The 16,721-nt window shown below is 71.2% G+C and carries 9 protein-coding genes; 7 read left to right on the top strand and 2 right to left on the bottom strand.

Annotated elements, in window-relative coordinates; genetic code table 11:
- The 6 genes from ACFW48_RS01895 to ACFW48_RS01870 all read left to right on the top strand — a co-directional run.
- Nucleotides 1–3,505 (top strand): Rne/Rng family ribonuclease (locus ACFW48_RS01895; RefSeq protein ID WP_386309467.1); only part of this gene is annotated, 3,505 nt, incomplete at its 5' end.
- Between the two features lie 233 nt (nucleotides 3,506–3,738).
- Entirely contained in the window at nucleotides 3,739–4,800 is a 1,062-nt protein-coding gene (locus tag ACFW48_RS01890; protein WP_386309465.1) for an iron-containing alcohol dehydrogenase family protein, read from the top strand.
- 216 nt (nucleotides 4,801–5,016) lie between these two features.
- Nucleotides 5,017–5,337, top strand: a complete 321-nt coding sequence (gene rplU, locus ACFW48_RS01885) for a 50S ribosomal protein L21 (protein ID WP_007449531.1) — start codon at nucleotides 5,017–5,019, stop codon at nucleotides 5,335–5,337.
- A 14-nt stretch (nucleotides 5,338–5,351) separates the two neighbouring features.
- Nucleotides 5,352–5,606, top strand: coding sequence for a 50S ribosomal protein L27 (gene rpmA, locus ACFW48_RS01880; RefSeq protein WP_003976205.1), 255 nt, complete (start codon nucleotides 5,352–5,354; stop codon nucleotides 5,604–5,606).
- 130 nt (nucleotides 5,607–5,736) lie between these two features.
- Nucleotides 5,737–7,173 (top strand): GTPase ObgE, encoded by a 1,437-nt coding sequence (obgE, locus tag ACFW48_RS01875; protein WP_386309463.1) that lies wholly within the window; start codon nucleotides 5,737–5,739, stop codon nucleotides 7,171–7,173.
- Nucleotides 7,174–7,377: 204 nt separating this feature from the next.
- Complete coding sequence (locus ACFW48_RS01870) at nucleotides 7,378–9,417, top strand: glycosyltransferase family 4 protein (RefSeq protein WP_386309461.1); 2,040 nt, start codon at nucleotides 7,378–7,380, stop codon at nucleotides 9,415–9,417.
- A 74-nt stretch (nucleotides 9,418–9,491) separates the two neighbouring features.
- Here the strand turns inward: ACFW48_RS01870 and ACFW48_RS01865 are convergent, their stop codons facing one another.
- Nucleotides 9,492–13,055, bottom strand: coding sequence for a CDP-glycerol glycerophosphotransferase family protein (locus tag ACFW48_RS01865; protein WP_386309458.1), 3,564 nt, complete (start codon nucleotides 13,053–13,055; stop codon nucleotides 9,492–9,494).
- Nucleotides 13,056–13,078: 23 nt separating this feature from the next.
- Nucleotides 13,079–15,310: a CDP-glycerol glycerophosphotransferase family protein gene (locus ACFW48_RS01860; RefSeq protein ID WP_386309456.1), complete on the bottom strand. Its 2,232-nt coding sequence runs from the start codon at nucleotides 15,308–15,310 to the stop codon at nucleotides 13,079–13,081.
- A 344-nt stretch (nucleotides 15,311–15,654) separates the two neighbouring features.
- On the opposite strand from ACFW48_RS01860, the gene galE reads away from it, so the two are divergent.
- The gene (galE, locus tag ACFW48_RS01855; RefSeq protein ID WP_386309453.1) at nucleotides 15,655–16,626 is read left to right on the top strand and encodes a UDP-glucose 4-epimerase GalE; all 972 of its coding nucleotides are present in this window, start codon (nucleotides 15,655–15,657) and stop codon (nucleotides 16,624–16,626) included.
- Nucleotides 16,627–16,721 lie beyond the last annotated feature (95 nt).

The raw sequence follows: 16,721 nt of genomic DNA, 5'->3' as shown, positions 1-16,721 counted from the left end.
CGCGCCCGCCGAGACTGCCGCAGCCGCCGAGGCGTCCGCGCCTGCCGAGGCGCCCGCGTCCGCCGAGGCCGAGGACGCTGCTCCGCGCCGTGCCCGGCGTCGTGCCACGCGGCGCGTGGCCGCGCCGACCGGCGCGCCCGCCGATGTCGGTGCCGAGGTGAGCGAGCCCGCCCCGGCCCCCGAGACCGCGCAGGCGGCCCCCGAGACGCCGGAAGAGACCGCCGCGCCCGTCGAGGACGCCGCTCCGCGTCGTGCGCGCCGCCGGTCCACCCGTAAGGCCGCCACCGGTTTCGCCGCGCCGGCGCAGACCGCCGCCTCCGACGATGCGGACGCTCCCAAGCGGCCGTCGCGTCCCGCCGTCGCGGTGTTCCAGGCGCCCGTGTTCGCCGAGCCCCAGTTCCAGACGCCCGAGCGGGCCGCCGCCGAGGCCGCCGCCGAGGCGGCCGGAGCCGAGCCGGAGAAGGCGCCGCAGGAGACCGAGGAGCTCCCGGAGGAGCAGTCCGCCGGGTCGCGTCGGCGTCGCAAGCGCCGGGGCGCCGCCGCCGAGGAGGCCACCGAGGAGCGGGCCACCGCCGCCGTGAAGCAGGACGAGCCGAAGGCCGAGGCCGAGGCCGACACGGACGCCGACGTCGACGAGTCCGGCGAGGACCACGACGACGTCGAGGGCTCCGAGGAGTCCGGTTCGCGCCGTCGCCGTCGCCGGGGCGGCCGCCGCCGTCGCCGGGGCGACGCCGCCGACGGCGACTCCGCCGACGGCGACGAGTACACCGCCGAGCAGGCCGCTCAGGACGCGGAGGACACCGCCGAGCAGGCCGAGGAGGACGCCGAGGAGAGCGAGGACGCCTCGGGCGAGGGCGGCGGCTCCAGCAGCAGCCGTCGCCGTCGTCGCCGTCGTCGCCGGGCCGGGGACGGCTCCGGGGACTCCGAGCCGTCGTCCGCCGACGACCCCGAGCGCACCGTCGTCAAGGTCCGCGAGCCCCGCCCCCCGCGGGAGAGGAGCGAGCCGTCCGACGAGGTGCAGTCCATCAAGGGCTCGACCCGCCTGGAGGCCAAGAAGCAGCGCCGCCGGGAAGGCCGTGAGCAGGGGCGCCGACGCGTTCCGATCATCACCGAGGCCGAGTTCCTGGCCCGCCGCGAGGCCGTCGAGCGCGTCATGGTCGTACGCCAGCACGGCGAGCGCACCCAGATCGGCGTCCTGGAGGACGGCGTGCTCGTCGAGCACTACGTCAACAAGGAGCAGGCCACCTCGTACGTCGGCAACGTCTACCTCGGCAAGGTGCAGAACGTGCTCCCGTCGATGGAGGCCGCCTTCATCGACATCGGCAAGGGCCGCAACGCCGTCCTGTACGCCGGTGAGGTCAACTTCGAGGCCCTCGGCATGTCCGGCGGCCCGCGCCGCATCGAGTCCGCCCTCAAGTCCGGCCAGTCGGTCCTCGTGCAGGTCACCAAGGACCCGATCGGCCACAAGGGCGCCCGCCTGACCAGCCAGATCTCGCTGCCCGGCCGCTACCTGGTCTACGTGCCCGAGGGCTCGATGACCGGTATCAGCCGCAAGCTGCCCGACACCGAGCGGTCCCGGCTGAAGACCATCCTCAAGAAGATCGTCCCCGAGGACGCGGGCGTCATCGTGCGCACCGCCGCCGAGGGCGCGAGCGAGGACGAGCTGCGCCGCGACGTCGAGCGGCTCCAGGGGCAGTGGGAGGAAATCCAGAAGAAGGCCAAGAGCGGCGGCAGCTCGAACGCGCCCACGCTGCTCTACGGCGAGCCGGACATGACCGTCCGGGTCGTGCGCGACATCTTCAACGAGGACTTCACCAAGGTCGTCGTCAGCGGTGACGACGCCTGGCAGACCATCCACGGCTACGTGTCCCACGTGGCGCCGGACCTCGCCGACCGGCTGTCCAGGTGGACCAGCGAGGTCGACGTCTTCGCCACGTACCGGATCGACGAGCAGCTCGCCAAGGCGCTGGACCGCAAGGTCTGGCTGCCCAGCGGCGGTTCGCTGGTGATCGACCGGACCGAGGCGATGGTCGTCGTCGACGTCAACACCGGCAAGTTCACCGGTCAGGGCGGCAACCTCGAGGAGACGGTCACCAGGAACAACCTGGAGGCGGCCGAGGAGATCGTGCGCCAGCTGCGGCTGCGTGACCTCGGCGGCATCATCGTCATCGACTTCATCGACATGGTGCTGGAGTCCAACCGGGACCTGGTGCTGCGGCGCCTGCTGGAGTGCCTGGGCCGGGACCGTACGAAGCACCAGGTCGCCGAGGTGACCTCGCTGGGGCTCGTGCAGATGACGCGGAAGCGGGTCGGGCAGGGGCTGCTCGAGTCGTTCTCCGAGACCTGCGTCCACTGCAACGGCCGTGGCGTCATCGTCCACCTGGACCAGCCGACCGCCGCCGCCGGTGGCGGCGGTGGCAAGCGCCGCAAGCGGGCGCGGGCCGGCGGCGGAGAGCAGCCGCACGAGCACGAGGCCGTGGCCGGTGTCGAGACGGGTGTGACGGCGGAGCAGGAGGCGGACACCGAGTCCGAGTCGGAGGTCGCCGCCGAGGTGGCCGAGCCGGTCGCCCTCCCGGCGCCCGACTTCAGCGCGGACGAGGAGCTGTACAGCAGCGCCGCCGAGGCCGAGGCCGCCGCCACACGCGGTCGCGGCCGGCGCCGCACGAGCCGGCGGGCGTCGGCCCCGGCGGGCGCCCCGAAGGCGGCGAAGGGCGAGGCCCGGCGCGCCGAGGCCCCGACCGCGCAGGACGTCACGGTCCAGGAAGAGGTCGAGCGTCCGGTACGGCAGGAGTCCGCCGCCGAGGTGCTCGCCGAGCCCGCCGCCGTCGAGGACGCCGTCTCCGGCGCCCCGGCCCCGGCCGCCGAGGAAGCCCCGGCCGCCGTCGAGGCGCCGGCTGCCGAGGAGGCCGCGCCCAAGGGCCGTACCCGCCGTCGGGCCACCCGGAAGGTGTCCGCACCGGCCGGTTCGCCCGCGGGTGCCGAGGCCGCCGTGCTGACGGTCCCGGAGCAGGTCGCCCAGGCCCCGCAGGCCCCGCAGGCCGAGCAGGCGACGGAGGCACCGGCGGCTGCCGAGGCCCCCGCGGAGTCGTCCGGTACGGCCGCAGAGAGCGCCGCCCCGGCGCGTCCGCGGCGGCGGGCCGTGCGCAAGCCCACCACGTCCACCGCGTCCGAGGAGGCGGCCGTCATGGTCGTTCCGTCGGCCCCGGCGGAGGACGCGGGCGAGACCGCGGCCGTGGCGGAACCCGAGGCGGACACCGCCGAGGAGACCGCCCCGGCCAAGAAGGCGGCGGCCCGCAAGACGGCCAAGAAGGCGACGGCGAAGAAGGCCGCCACCAAGAAGACCGCGACCAAGAAGACGACGACCGCGAAGAAGGCCACGGCCAAGAAGGCGGCCAAGTCGACGACCGCCAAGAAGGCCACGGCCAAGAAGACGGCGTCGAAGAAGACCGCGGCGGCTGCCCAGCAGACGCCGTCCTCGGTCAGGGCCGCCACCGACGAGGGCTGATCCGGCCGCCAGTCGCAGAACGTGTGGTCCTGTCCGGCCCGGAATCCGCTCGGAGTCCGTCCGGACAGGGCCACACGTGTCAGACCGTACATTTCAGTCCGCACGTTTCAGTCCGCTCAGTCCGCACGTTTCAGTCCGCACGTTTCCCCGGACGTCTCCGGGCGCATCATCACCGGACAGCCGGGCCACCGACCCGTCCCCGCCGACCCGTCCCCGCGAGGAGAGAAGATCACGTGCCGGTACTGACGAGGCTCATCCCCTCGCCGCTCGTAGTGGACATCCGTCCGGGCGCGCTCGACGACCTGGCGAGTGTCCTCGCGGACCAGCGGATCTCCCAGTCCGGAAAGCTCGCCGTGGCGATCAGCGACGGCTCGGGAGCCCGCCTGCGCCGGAGGCTGGAGCCGTCCCTGCCCGGCGCCGACTGGTTCGAGGTCGGTGGCGGCACCATCGACGACGCGGTGCGGCTGGCCGACGGCATGAAGGCGAGCCGCTACGACGCGATCGTCGGGCTCGGCGGCGGCAAGGTCATCGACTGCGCCAAGTTCGCCGCGGCCCGCGTCGGCCTGCCCATGGTCGCGGTGGCCACCAACCTCTCCCACGACGGCATCTGCTCGCCGGTGTCGATACTCGACAACGACGCGGGCCGCGGTTCGTACGGCGTGCCGACGCCCATCGCGCTCGTCGTCGACCTCGCGGTGATCCGCGAGGCGCCGATCCGCTTCGTGCGCTCCGGGATCGGTGACGCCGTCTCCAACATCTCCGCGGTCGCCGACTGGGAGCTGGCCCACCGGGTCAACGGCGAGAAGGTCGACGGCCTCGCCGCCGCCCTGGCCCGGCAGGCCGGCGAGGCCGTCCTGCGCCACCCCGGCGGCTGCGGCGACGACGGGTTCCTGACCGTGCTGACCGAGGGCCTGGTGCTGTCCGGCATCGCCATGTCGATCGCCGGGCACACCCGTCCCTCGTCCGGCGCCTGCCACGAGATCAGCCACGCGCTCGACCTGCTGTATCCGAGGCGCGCCGCGAGCCACGGCGAGCAGGTGGGCATCGGCGCGGCCTTCGCGACGTATCTGCGCGGCGATCGCGAGGGCTCCCTGCTGATGGCCGGGACGCTGCGCCGGCACGGGCTGCCCGTGGTGGCCCAGGAGATCGGGTTCGACGACGAGGAGTTCGTGCGGGCCGTGGAGTTCGCGCCGCGGACCCGGCCCGGCCGGTACACGATCCTGGAGCATCTCGACCTGTCGCCCGCGCGGGCGAAGGAGGCGTACGCCGAGTACGTCGCGGCGGTCGCCGGCTGAGGCCGCGGCCGGGGTGACCGGGCCCGGTTTGACCCCTGTCGTGCGGCCCCGTAATCTTGAGCGTCGGCGTGTCGACTGACGCGTCACATCCCCGTAAACCTTTCTTCCTTCCGGGTGCGGGCCCTGACGGGCCCCGGCCGGGAGAGGCCGTCCGCGTGTGTCACCGGGCGGCTGGACTGCGGGGGTGCCGTTCCAGAGCGAGAGAGTGAGATCCGCGTGTACGCCATCGTGCGCAGCGGTGGTCGCCAGCACAAGGTTGCTGTCGGCGACATCGTTGAGGTTGACAAGATTTCCACCGCCCAGGTCGGCGACACGGTCGAGCTCTCGACCCTGCTCGTCGTTGACGGCGACGCTGTGACCAGCGACCCGTGGGTGCTGGCCGGCATCAAGGTCCAGGCCGAGGTCGTGGACCACCACAAGGGCCAGAAGATCGACATTCTGCGCTACAAGAACAAGACCGGCTACCGCCGTCGTCAGGGCCACCGCCAGCAGTACACGGCGATCAAGGTCACTGAGATCCCCGCGGCTGCGAAGTAAGGGACTGAGGAGAGATGGCACACAAGAAGGGCGCATCGTCCACCCGTAACGGTCGTGACTCCAACGCTCAGCGCCTCGGCGTGAAGCGCTTCGGTGGTCAGGCCGTCAACGCGGGCGAGATCCTGGTCCGCCAGCGCGGCACCCACTTCCACCCGGGTGCGGGCGTCGGCCGTGGCGGCGACGACACGCTGTTCGCCCTGCAGGCCGGTGCGGTGCAGTTCGGCACCCACCGTGGCCGCAAGGTCGTGAACATCGTTCCGGTCGCCTGATCGGAAACTTTCGCGAGGCGGACCTCACTTCCCTTCAGGGGAAGCGGGTCCGCCTTTCGCGTGTTGACCCAAGAGACACCCACGAGACATTTCCGCAGTAAGTAGTAACCGGTAACTGGAGGCACATCCCATGACCACCTTCGTGGACCGCGTCGAGCTGCACGTCGCCGCGGGTAACGGAGGCCACGGCTGTGCCTCCGTCCACCGTGAGAAGTTCAAGCCGCTCGGCGGCCCGGACGGCGGCAACGGCGGCCGTGGCGGCGACGTGATCCTCACCGTCGACCAGTCGGTGACCACGCTCCTCGACTACCACCACTCCCCGCACCGCAAGGCCACCAACGGCAAGCCCGGCGAGGGCGGCAACCGCTCCGGCAAGGACGGTCAGGACCTGGTCCTGCCCGTGCCCGACGGCACCGTGGTCCTCGACGGGGCGGGCAACGTCCTCGCCGACCTGGTGGGCCAGGGCACCTCCTACGTCGCCGCGCAGGGCGGCCGGGGCGGCCTCGGCAACGCGGCACTGGCCTCCGCGCGGCGCAAGGCGCCCGGCTTCGCGCTGCTCGGCGTGCCCGGCGACCTCCAGGACATCCACCTGGAGCTGAAGACCGTCGCCGACGTGGCGCTGGTCGGCTACCCGAGCGCCGGCAAGTCGTCGCTGATCTCGGTGCTGAGCGCGGCCAAGCCGAAGATCGCCGACTACCCCTTCACGACGCTCGTCCCGAACCTGGGCGTGGTGACGGCGGGCTCGACCGTCTACACCGTGGCGGACGTCCCCGGTCTGATCCCCGGTGCCAGCCAGGGCAAGGGCCTCGGTCTGGAGTTCCTGCGGCACGTGGAGCGGTGCAGCGTGCTGGTGCACGTGCTGGACACGGCGACCCTGGAGTCCGAGCGCGACCCGGTCTCCGACCTGGACATCATCGAGGCGGAGCTGCGCGAGTACGGCGGCCTGGACAACCGGCCCCGGATCGTCGTCCTCAACAAGATCGACGTACCCGACGGCAAGGACCTCGCCGAGATGGTCCGCCCGGACCTGGAGGCACGCGGCTACCGCGTCTTCGAGGTGTCCGCGGTGGCCCACATGGGGCTGAAGGAGCTGTCCTTCGCGCTGGCCGAACTGGTGGGCAACGCGCGCGCGGCCCGGCCCAAGGACGAGGCCACGCGGATCGTCATCCGGCCCAAGGCCGTGGACGACGCCGGCTTCACCGTCACCCGCGAGGAGGACGGCCTGTTCCGGGTGCGCGGCGAGAAGCCCGAACGCTGGGTGCGCCAGACCGACTTCAACAACGACGAGGCCGTCGGCTATCTCTCCGACCGGCTCAACCGCCTCGGTGTCGAGGAGCGGCTGATGAAGGCCGGCGCCCGCAACGGCGACGGCGTGGCCATCGGCCCCGAGGACAACGCGGTCGTCTTCGACTGGGAGCCGTCGGTGACGGCCGGCGCCGAGATGCTCGGCCGCCGCGGCGAGGACCACCGCTTCGAGGCACCCCGCCCGGCCGCCCAGCGACGCCGGGAACGGGACGCCGAACGCGACGAGGCGGAGCGGGAGTTCGACGGTTTCGAGCCCTTCTAGGCTCGGTACCCGGCTCTCCGGGACACGGCCCGGCCCTGCGGGCGGCAGCACGCCGCCCGCAGGGTTACACAGGTGTGTCGTGGTCGTGATCTGCTGTCGAACATCGATGTGTACGTTGTGAGGAGGATGTGGCCACAGCTGTGTGGCCAGGGGTGGGAGGACGGACTGACCAGCCGTTTCCCGAAAGCAGAGAGAAGCCGCCAAGTGAAGATCGCATTCCTCGTCCGGGACCTGTGCCACATGGGGGGCGTGGTCAGTGCGACGCAGAACCTCGCGGGTGCGCTCGCCGAGCGGCACGACGTCGAGATCGTGGCCCTGCGCAAGGTGCGCGACGAGTCGTACTTCCCGCTGGACCCGCGGGTGTCCGTCCGGGTGCTCAGCGACATGCGTCCGCACTCGCCGGTCTCCGACGTGGACGACCCGCTGTCCGACAAGTTCCCGCTGATCTACCCGCTCAACGCCGGTGCCAAGACGCCCGTGGTGAGCAGGCTCGCGGAACTCAGGCTCCTGGAGTACCTGGAGACCACCGACGCCGACGTCGTCGTCAGCTCCAGCCCGCGGAACACGATCATGCTGGCGCAGGCGCGCGGTGACTACCTGAAGGTCACTCAGGAGCACTCGATGCCCGCCATCTACGCCACGGACATCAAGGAACGCCTCTTCCCCGCCTACCGGTCCCTGGACGTCCTCACGGCGCTCACGCCGGAGGAGGTCGCCGCCATCGGCAAGCAGGTGCCCGCGGTCGCCAACCGCCTCGCGGTGATGCCCAACTGCGTACCGGCCTCCACCATCAGGGCCACCGGTACCAACAAGGTCGTGGTCTCGGCCGGGCACCTGACCGGCAACAAGAACCACGCCCTCCTGATCGAGGCCTTCGCCAAGGTCCACGCCGTCGCCCCGGACTGGACGCTGCGCATCTACGGCCACGGCGCCGAGAAGAACAAGCTGCGCGCCCGCATCGAGGAACTGGGGCTGTCCAACAACATCCTGCTGATGGGCCAGACCTCCCCGGTCACCCCGGAGTTCGGCAAGGGCTCGGTCTTCGTCCTGCCCTCCAAGCGCGAGGCGTTCGGCAACGTCGTCGTCGAGGCGATGGCCGCCGGACTGCCCGTCGTCGCCACGGACGCCGACCACGGGCCGCGCAACATCCTCACCGACGGCGAGGACGGCCTGATCGTCCCGCCCGGCGACGTGGACGCGATGGCGGAGGCGATCCGGAGCCTCGTCCAGGACGACGGGCTGCGGCTGAAGATGGCCGCCGCCGCCATCCGCAACGCCGAGCGCTTCCACGAGCGGGCCAGCCGCGAACGCTTCGAGGACATCATCCAGGAGGCCCTCGCCCGCAAGGAGCTGCCCCGGCACGCCACCGCCCGCGTGGACCGGCAGGGCTCCGTCCACGTCGCCGTGGGCACGCTGCCGCCGAGCGCCGGGCAGGCCGACCTCGTGCTGCGCAAGGGCGCCGCCGCGGCCGGCGAGCACCGCTTCCCGTTCACCGCCGAGGGCGACGCCGTCGTGCCCTGGGACGCCGGGCTGCCGCACGGCACCTGGGAACTGACCCTGGCCACCCGCGAGGGCGGCCGCGAGGTCGCACTCGGCACCGACGGCTACGGCTGCGACACCCGGGACCTGCTCGCCGTGGAGCTGCCGCGCCCGCAGGGGCCCGCCCTGGCGGTGCTGCTGCCGCACCTGCACGAGGACGGCGGGCTGCGGCTGCGCAGCGCGCTGCGCGACGTCCACGCCGAGGTCGGCCCGGTCAGGGTCGACGAGCGGACCATCGCCGTGCGCGCCGAGCTGTGGGGCGCCCGGCCGGCCGCGGACGCCGTCGTGGAGGCCGTGCACCGCCGGGACAAGGAGCGGGTGCTGTCCTTCCCGCTGCGGGACGAGGGCGACGGCCGGGTGGCGGTGGACATCGACTGCGCGACGCTGGTGGGCGAGCACACCGACGCCGACGAGAAGGAAGTCATCTGGGACTTCTCGCTGCGCCCGGCGCCCGGCGCGCCCCGGGTGCAGCTGGCCAAGCTCGCGACCGACGTACTGGCGCCGATCAACGTGTTCACCTTCCCGCGCCCGGTGATCAGCGAGGCCGTGGCGGCGCCCCCGACCGTGCTGACCCGGGCGGTACGCAAGTCCCGCCGGGCCCTCGGCCAGACCCCGGCGCCGCTGCCCCCCACCCGCCGGCGTACGGAACTGCGGCCCTATTTCACCGCCGCGTGCCAGTTCGCGGTGAAGACCGTGCGGCTCTGACCCCGGTACCGAACGGCACAAGAGGGCGGGGCCCGGAGGAGATCCTCCGGGCCCCGCCCTCTCGCGTTCGCGGCTCAGCTCTCCCGCGCCTGCTCCAGCATCCGGTCGACGACCCGTGCGGACGCGTTGCCGTCGTCCAGGTCGCAGAACAGGTGGTGGAAGCGGTCGAACCGGTCCTGGTACTCCGCCTGGACCTGGTCGATGTCCCGGATCGCGTCGACCAGCTCCTTGGAGTTGTCGATCAGCGGACCGGGGGAGTCCTGCTCGAAGTCGAAGTAGAACCCGCGCAGCGTGTCCCGGTAGTGCTCCAGGTCGTACGTGAAGAACAGCATCGGCCGCTTCAGGTGCGCGTAGTCGAACATCACCGACGAGTAGTCCGTGATCATGATGTCCGCCGCGAGGTAGAGGTCGGCGATGTCCGGGTACTCCGAGGCGTCCCACACGAACCCGTTGCCCGCGCCCGGCACCGCGTCCACCACGTTGGAGTGGCGGCGGATCAGCAGCACGTGGTCGTCACCGAGGCGGCGCTGGGCGTCCTCGAGGTCGATGCGCAGGTCGAACAGGTACTGGCCGGCGCTGTGCGACTGGTCGTCCCGCCAGGTCGGCGCGTACAGGACGACCTTCTTGCCCTCGGGCAGACCGAGCGCCTTCCTGACCCGCGCCGCGATCGCGTCCTTGTCGGGCGAGTACAGGTAGTCGTTGCGGGGGTAGCCCGCCTCCTGGATCTCACCGTCGTAGGAGAACGCCCGCTTGAGGATCGGCGTGCTGAAGCGGTTGGAGGAGACGAGCAGGCTCCACTGCTTGGCCTCCAGCGCCAGCTTCTCCTGGTAGCGCCGGTCGAAGTGCAGCGTGTCGATGTCGTGCCCGATCTTCTTCAGCATCGTGCCGTGCCAGGTCTGCACGATGGACTGGCCGGGCCGGCGCTCGATCCAGTCGGGAAGGTGGGCGTTGGTGACGATGTAGCGGCTGGAGGCCAGCGCCTCGTACCACTCCCGGCCCCACATGCGGACCGGCTCGACACCCTCCGGCAGCGCGACCTGGCCGTCGCGGACCGCCCACAGGTGCTTCAGGTCCGAGTCGCGGCGCTTCAGCTCCTCGTACATCGCACGCGGGCTGTCCGAGAACTGCTTGCCGTTGTAGCTCAGGTAGAAGACCTGGTCCTTCAGCGGCTGCTGGAACAGCGGCTCGTAGACCTCCTTGCGCAGCTGCCGCTGACGGAACGGGCCGCGCTCCAGGTCGCTCAGCTCGGAGCGGACGTTGAGCTGCGGGAAGTCGCCCCAGCGGTTCTCCAGCCAGTAGCGCCGGCCGCCGAGCTCGGCCCGGACCGGGAAGGAGTCCGCGGCCAGGCGGTCGATCACGAAGGGCACGTCGGGCGCGCTCTCGTCCTCGGGCCGCAGGAAGATGTTCCAGCGGCCGGCGCGCAGCGGGACGCCGCCGTTGCCGCCGAGCCGGGAGGGGTCGAAGGACACCTCGAAGCGGCCGTCCTCCAGCCAGCGGGTCTCGACGAACCGCTCCTCGTAGCGGTTGCGCGGCTTGAGCAGGAAGCGGGAGCCGGTCAGCCGCGGGTCGGCGTGACCGGTGAGGGCGATCTCGCCGTCGCGCACGGTGGCGGAGTCGATCAGGGCACGGCGGGTGCGGCCGGAGAACTTCAGGAAGCCGGTGTGGCCGGCCACCACGGCCAGCTCGACCAGGTGCGCCTGGCTGCCGAGCGACGCGGGCAGCGGGAACTCGGCGTCGGACAGCCCTTCCTGCATCACGGTGCCGAACCGGCGCTCGTTGCCCTGCGGGTCGGTCGCGACCAGCACCGTGGACCAGGTGCGCTTCTCCGGCTGCGCTTTCTCGTCGACGCCCTCGTGGAAGACGAGCGCCACGTCGGCCACCGGCACCTCGACCGAGAACGCCTGTGCGCCGCCCTCGCGGGTGACGGTGACGGGGTACTCGAGGGTCTCGGCACCCTTCTGGTTCTTGACCCGCAGGGTCACCTGCTCGCCCGCGGCGAGGGGCTCGCGGATCTCACCGGTGACCTTGACCCGGTCGCCCTCCAGGGCGCGGCCGGTGATCAGGGCGCGGACCTTCTCGATGCGCAGCTTCAGCGCGCCGCGCTCGACGGACGGCAGCAGCCGGAAGTCGGGGCTCAGCCAGTGGTACGGCGGGAAGTTGCAGGACGCGCCGCCGCTGGAGTGGACGGCGTGGCGCCGTACCAGGCCGGAGGAGAAGATGCCGAGGCCCACGTGCCACACGGCCTCCTGCCACTCGCCGCCCTTGCGGAGCCGGGCGGGGTCGATGGTGACCTCCCAGCCGGCCCAGTCGTAGTTGTAGCGGTCCTGGCCGGAGTCGGTGGTGACCTCGGGGCGCGGCACGTTGCGGGCCGGCAGCAGGATGCGGCGGCGGGAGCGGTCCTTGCGGAGCTGGAGCACCTTGACCGAGGCCTTGCGCGACGGCTGGTCGATCTTGTCGATCCAGGCGTTGCCGGACAGCAGGAGCTTGCCCCCGGACCAGCTCACGTCCTGCAGCGGCGCGCGCATGTTCAGGTGCTGGTCGATGCGCAGCGCCTCCTTGGGAAGGTGCAGATCGGCACCTTCCAGGGAGGGCCACGAGGCGTACTTGCGGACCAGGCCGCTGACCTCGGGCGTCTCGCGGCGGCGCTGGCCGGCCAGCAGAGCGATCAGCTCCTCCATCTGGTGCTTGCGCACCAGCAGCCACTGCACGCGCAGTTCGGCCGGGAGGTCCATGACGACCTTGGGGTCGATGCTGTCGAGGAATCGGTTCGCCGAGCGCAGGAACTCGGCCCGGTACTCCTCGTCGCCGTCCGGCACCACGTTGAGGAACAGTCGCAGGTCGTCACGGAGGACCCGGGTGTCGTACTCGCGCTTGAGGCGGGCGTACGTCTCACCGGGCTGCTCGGCGAGGAAGGCGCTGATCTCCATCACGGAGGTGACGCGGTCGCGCACACCCGCCGGATCGGTGCGGCGCTGCGTGATGGACGGGGCGGACTCGCCCTCGCGCAGCCGCCAGTAGTAGCAGGGCTCCGAGATGACGTCGACGCTCTCGGCCAGGTAGTGGGCCCGCATCGTGACCGGGGTGTCCTCGTACAGCCGGCCCTCGGGGAAGGCGAAGCCGTTCTTCTCCCAGAAGGTGCGGCGGAAGACCTTGTTGCACGCGATGCGGTCGGCGACGAGCTTGGCGTAGCGGGATATGTGGGTGCCCACCCGGGCCTCGCCGGCCAGCATCCGCATCAGCGGGACCTGCCAGGACTTCTCGCCCCTGAGATGGAAGACGTTGCCCGTGGCGAAGTCCGAGCCGCTCTCGTCGAGGCTGCCGACCATGAGCCGGTAGGCGTCCGGTGGTATCAGGTCGTCGCTGTCGACGAAGGTCAGGAACTCCGACTGGGGCGCCAGGTGGGCCATGCCGGTGTTGCGGGCGGCGCCGAGGCCGCCGTTCTCCTTGCGTATGAGCTTGAAGCGCGCGTCGCGGGAGGCGTACTCCTCGGCGATGGCGGCGGAGCCGTCCGGTGAACCGTCGTCCACCATCAGGACCTCGAAGTCGCGGAAGGTCTGTGCCGCGAGCGAGTCCAGACAGGCGGGGAGGTAACGCTCCACGTCGTAGATGGGGACGATGACACTGAGCCGAGGGGCCATGGCTTGGTGATCTCCTTTCGGGGTCAGGCCCGCTCGACCAGTTCGAGCGACTGGGCGGGGGTCGGGGCGTGAGGGCGTTCGTCGAACGGGACGATGGGCAGCAGGCTCTCTTCACCGAGGAAGACGCGTCGCACGACGCGTTCGGCTGCGTGTCCGTCGTCGAATTCGCAGAAACGCCGGCGGAAGGCGTCCCGGCGCTCGGTCGTGTCCCGGCTGTCGTACTCGCCCGAGGCGAGCAGCCGCAGCAGCTCCGCCTGCGTCGTGGCCACCGCGCCGGGCGGTTCCTGGAGCAGGTCGAAGTAGGTGCCGCGCACCGCGGAGTAGACGTCCCAGTCGGGGACGTAGCTGATGATCGGGCGGTCCAGTACGGCGTAGTCGAACATCGCCGAGGAGTAGTCCGTGATCAGGGCGTCCGCGGCGAGGTACAGCTCCTCCACCCGGGCGTGCCCGGAGACGTCGACGATCCGGCCGGTGCGGCGCAGTTCGGCGACGTGCGGGGAGCTGCCGTAGAAGTAGTGGCCGCGCACCAGCAGGGTCACGTCCGGACCGAGTTCGTCGGCGATCCGGGCCAGGTCCAGCGGCGGGGTGAAGCCCGGCTGGTACTCGCGGTGCGTCGGCATGTACAGGAACGCCTTGGCACCGTCGGCCAGTCCCAGTGCCGCACGCGCCGCGCGCACGTCCTCGGACGTGGCGTTCACGAGGGCGTCGTTGCGCGGGTAGCCGGACTCCAGCGTGGTGTAGGAGCAGGGGTAGACCCGCTCCCAGATCACGGTCGAGAACTGGTTGGCGCTGATGCTGAAGTCCCAGCGGTCGCACCGCTCCAGGAGCTTCTCGAAGTCCATGTCGGTGGAGGCCGGGAACTTCTGCTGGTCCAGGCCCATGGTCTTCAGCGGGGTGCCGTGGTGGGTCTGCACATGGACCTGGCCCTCCCGCTTCACCACGGAGTCCGCGAAGTTCACGTTGTTCACGAGGTACTTGGCGCGGGCCAGGGCCGCCCAGTACTCGCGCGAGCCCACCCGCACGACCCGCACGCCCTTGGGCACCTGCGCCGCGTTCTCCGTGCGGACCGCCCACACGCGGCGCATGTGCGGGGCCAGCCGGGCCAGTTCGGCGTCGATGGCGGCGGGGTTGCAGGAGACGCTGCGGCTCCAGTAGGCGGAGAACAGCACCAGGTTGTCGTCCAGCGGCAGCCTGAGCTGGGACTGGTAGAACGCGCCCATGGCACTGCGCTTGGACCGGTTGAGCGCGGTACGGGTGCGGGTTTTGACCCGCTGGCGGAACTTCACCGCCGCAAGGGCGCTCACCATGGTCGTGTACGCGTCGCGCTCCAGCATCCCGTACTTGTGACCGCGACCCCCGGCCGGTCGTGTGAAGCCCTTGGGCAGGCGGGCGCGGTAGTCGGCCGAGGCGCGGTGGAAGAACTCCGCCCGCGCGTCCTGCGGCAGGCGGCCCGGGCGCTCCAGGACGGTCAGGTAGTGGTCGGCCATCTTGCGGAACAACGGGCCGCGCCACTCGGCGAGTTCCTCGTGCGCGTCGAGGTAGTCGAAGACCCGCTGGTACTGGTCGAAGACGTCGAAATGCTTGCGGCTGACCGTCTTGAGGATGTTGCCGCCCTCGCGGCGCTGCCGGTAGCGCACGCAGACCCGGTCCAGTACGGCGATCCGCTCGGCGCTGATCAGGGAGCAGAACGTCCAGGGGGCGTCCTCGTAGTACCCGGGCGGGAAGGTGAGCCCGGTCCGGGTGACGAAGTCGCGCCGGTAGGCCTTGTTCCAGACGATCTGCAGCAGGTCGAGCAGCTTGGGGCGCTCGGCGAGGGGGAAGACGTCCGGGCCCTCCTGCTTGAGGAGATCGGCCCGCAGGTTCGGGCGGACCTTGCCGTCCCAGTAGGTGCGGGCGTAGTCGAAGATCAGAATCTCGGGATTGTCCGTGGCGTCGAGCCGGTCGCAAATGGCCGACAACGCACCGTCGGACAACGTGTCGTCACTGTCCAGGAACAACACGTAATCGCCCGTGGCCTTTTCCAGTCCCGCGTTACGCGCACGCCCCAGGCCCACGTTTTCCGTGAGGTGAATCACATGAATCCGGGAGTCCCGTTTCGCGTACTCGTCGAGAATGGCCCCTGACCCGTCCGGCGAACAGTCGTCGACCGCGATGATCTCGAAGTCCGTGCAGTCCTGTCCGAGTACGGAGTCAAGGCACTCGGGCAGATAGCCCTGCACCTTGTACACGGGGACGACGAGAGAGAGTTTGGGCATCCTTACAACCTGTTCCGAGAACTGACCACGGGACCGCGGGCTGGGACCGGAACGCGTTCCGGGCGCCGTTGGGGCCTGGAGCGCGCCGCCGCATCAGCGTAAAGGATTCACGCGGAGTTTCCGCTGGCACGGTAGTCGGACCGTCTGTGCCCTGTCACAGCGGGAAATGGCCGGGACGGGAGGCCCGAATCCATCGCTTCGAAGCGCCTGGAGAACTTCCTCACATTCGGCCCCCCTGTCCTCTTTATTGACTTCCGTCGCCTTCCGCCCCATGTGCCCGACTCGATTTTCCGGCGCACACGGACGAGTCTGCACCCACTGACGAAGACCTGGGAGGCATGAGGATGAGCTGGCTGGTCACGGGCGGAGCCGGGTACATCGGAGCGCATGTGGTGCGCGCCCTGGCCGACGGCGGTGAACGCGTGGTCGTGTACGACGACCTGTCCACCGGCAGCACCGACCGCGTGCCCGACGGGGTGCCGCTGGTCGTCGGCAGCGTGCTGGACCGGGCGGCGCTGGAGGGCGCGATTCGTGACCATGCTGTGACAGGTGTGGTGCACATCGCGGCCAAGAAACAGGTCGGGGAGTCGGTGGAGCGGCCGCTCCACTACTACCGGGAGAACGTGACGGGCCTGGCGACCCTCCTGGAGGCCATGACGTCGACCGGTGTCGGCCGCCTCGTCTTCTCCTCCTCCGCGGCCGTCTACGGCATGCCCGATGTGGACCTCGTCACGGAGGACACCCCCTGCCTGCCGATGAGCCCCTACGGCGAGACCAAGCTGATCGGCGAGTGGCTGATCAACGCCGCCGCCCGGGCCCACGGCATCCGCGCCGCGTCCCTGCGCTACTTCAACGTCGCGGGCGCGGCCGCCCCCGAGCTGGCCGACTCCGGCGTCTTCAACCTCATCCCCATGGTCTTCGAGCGCCTGGAGGCGGGTGACGCCCCGCGCGTCTTCGGCGACGACTACGCCACGCCGGACGGCACCTGTGTACGGGACTACATCCACGTCAAGGACATCGCCTCCGCCCACCTCGCGGCGGCCCGGCGCCTGACGGACGCCCCCGAGGGCACGTCGCTCACCCTCAACATCGGACGCGGTGAGGGCAGTTCGGTACGGGAGATGGTGGACCGCATCCTCAAGGTCACCGGCAGGCAGGACGTCGCCCCGCACGTGACCGAACGCCGCCCCGGCGACCCGGCCCGCGTGGTCGCGTCCGCCGACCGCGCCCACGAGGAACTCGGCTGGTCGGCCGGTCACGACCTGGACGACATGATCGAGTCCGCCTGGCAGGGCTGGCGCCACCACCACGGCTGACCGACGCGGGTGACCGCCGGGCGGTGAACGGGGGGGAGTGAACGGGGGGAACGGGGGGCCGCCCCCGCGGATCAGCCCCCCCCCGCGGATCAGCC

This window comes from Streptomyces sp. NPDC058812 (genome assembly GCF_042744565.1).
GTDB lineage: Bacteria > Actinomycetota > Actinomycetes > Streptomycetales > Streptomycetaceae > Streptomyces > Streptomyces thinghirensis.
The sequence above is the reverse complement of the archived record's forward strand: the minus strand, read 5'-3'. Positions and strand labels throughout refer to the sequence as shown.